This window comes from Micrococcus sp. HSID17227 (assembly GCF_003989405.1).
Lineage (GTDB): Bacteria > Actinomycetota > Actinomycetes > Actinomycetales > Micrococcaceae > Micrococcus > Micrococcus luteus.
Genome location: NZ_RBLN01000332.1, coordinates 1 through 2,033, shown reverse-complemented (window position 1 = coordinate 2,033; position 2,033 = coordinate 1). Strand labels below are relative to the sequence as shown.

General features: G+C 72.6%; 1 protein-coding gene. It reads left to right on the top strand.

Features of this window, described 5'->3' with window-relative positions; translation table 11 throughout:
• Positions 1-216 precede the first annotated feature (216 nt).
• Positions 217-1,905 carry a DUF885 domain-containing protein gene (locus tag D8M29_RS11455; RefSeq protein ID WP_127445992.1) on the top strand — a complete coding sequence of 563 codons (1,689 nt, stop codon included), beginning with the start codon at positions 217-219 and terminating at the stop codon, positions 1,903-1,905.
• The last annotated feature ends 128 nt before the right edge of the window (positions 1,906-2,033 follow it).

The window sequence follows — 2,033 nt, the reverse complement described above, 5'->3', positions numbered from 1 at the left end:
ACGTGTGCTTGCGGGATCCCGTCGTGCAGGTGGCGGTGGACCATCCTGAGTCGGCCGGTCGGGGTCAGGGGTGCGTTAGCGTGAGTCATGAGTGGGTCTCTTCTGGCAGGTGGGTGGTGTAGGAACTGCCATCCTGCGGGGCGGGGCCCACTCGTCTCATCTCAGCCGGCGCCTCGTGGCAAGAACCTCATGACCCACAACACCTAGAGTGCCGGTATGACCCAGCACACCTCCGAGGCCGCCGCCGACGGCGCCCGCACCCCGTCCGCCATCGACGCGCTCGCCGAGCGCTACGTGACCGACCTCCTCGCCCTGCATCCGGACACCGCCACCGAGCTCGGCTTCCCGGGCCGAGAGACCGAGTACACGGACTTCTCCCCCGCCGGCGCCCGCGCCGACGACGAGCTCAACGCCCGCCTGCTCGAGGACTTGGCCGCGCTCGAGCCGCAGGACGAGACGGACCGCGTCACGAAGGCGGCTATGCAGGAGCGCATCGGCCTCGAGCGGGAGATCCACGCGACCGGCCGCACCGAGCTGAACAACATCGCCTCCCCTGCCCAGGGCATCCGCGCGGTCTTCGACCTCATGCCCACGGACACCGCGGAGCAGTGGGGCCACATCGCCGGCCGCCTCGAGAACCTGCCGGCCGCCCTGCGCGGCTACACCGAATCCCTGCTCGCCTCCCGCGACGCCGGCCACGTGGCCGCGGTGCGCCAGGTGGACATCGTGGTGGAGCAGGCCCGCGCCCACGGCGCCGCGGGCGGGTTCTTCCCGGGCCTGGTCGAGCGGGCCGAGGCAGCCGACGTCGTGGACGACGCCCTGGCCGCCCGCATCCGCTCCGGCGCGGACGCCGCCGCGCAGGCCTACCGCGACTTCGCGGACACGCTCGAGGCCGAGCTGCGCCCGCACGCCCCGGAGGCGGACGGCGTCGGGATCGAGTACTACCGGCTGGCCTCCCGCGACTTCCTCGGCGCCGAGATCGACCTCGAGGAGACCTACCGCTGGGGCCAGGAGGAGCTGGCCCGCATCATCGCCGCGCAGCAGGCGGACGCCGAGCGCATCCGGCCGGGCGCCACGATCGAGGAGGCGCGCGCGATCCTGGACGCGGACCCGGAGCGCACCCTGAAGGGCACCGAGGCCCTGCGCACGTGGATGCAGCGGCTCTCCGACGACGCGGTCGAGGCCATGAAGGAGCACTTCGAGATCCCGGCCCCGATGGACCGGCTCGAGTGCATGATCGCCCCCACCCAGGAGGGCGGCATCTACTACACCGGCCCCTCGGACGACTTCTCCCGGCCCGGCCGCATGTGGTGGTCCGTGCCCCCGGGCGAGGACGAGTTCACCACGTGGGCGGAGACCACCACGGTCTACCACGAGGGCGTGCCGGGCCATCACCTGCAGATCGCCACCGCCATGATGAACCGGGAGAACCTCAACCTGTGGCGCCGCAGCTTCTGCTGGACGTCCGGCCACGGCGAGGGCTGGGCGCTGTACGCGGAGAAGCTCATGGAGGAGCTCGGCTTCCTCGACGATCCGGGCGACCACCTCGGCATGCTGGACATGCAGCGCATGCGCGCGGCCCGCGTCGTGTTCGACATCGGCTACCACTGCGGCTTCGACGCCCCCGAGTCCGAGGGCGGCGGCGCGTGGACCCCGGAGAAGGGCTACGCGTTCCTGGCCAAGCACCTGAGGATCTCCGAGGGCCAGCGCCGCTTCGAGTTCACGCGCTACCTCGGCTGGCCGGGGCAGGCGCCGGCGTACAAGGTGGGCCAGCGCATCTGGGAGCAGATCCGCGCCGAGCACGAGCAGGCCGAGGGCGCCGACTTCGACCTCAAGGCCTTCCACACCCGGGCCCTGCGCCTGGGCGGCATGGGCCTGGACACCCTGCGGGAGGCGCTCGCGTGATCCCGCACGACGACGGCGCGGCCGGCCCCGGCATGAGCCTGCGGCTGGTGCTCGGCTCGGCCTCCCCCGGCCGGGCGGAGGTCCTGACCCGGGCGCGGGTGCCGTTCCGCGTCGTCGTCTCGGGAGTA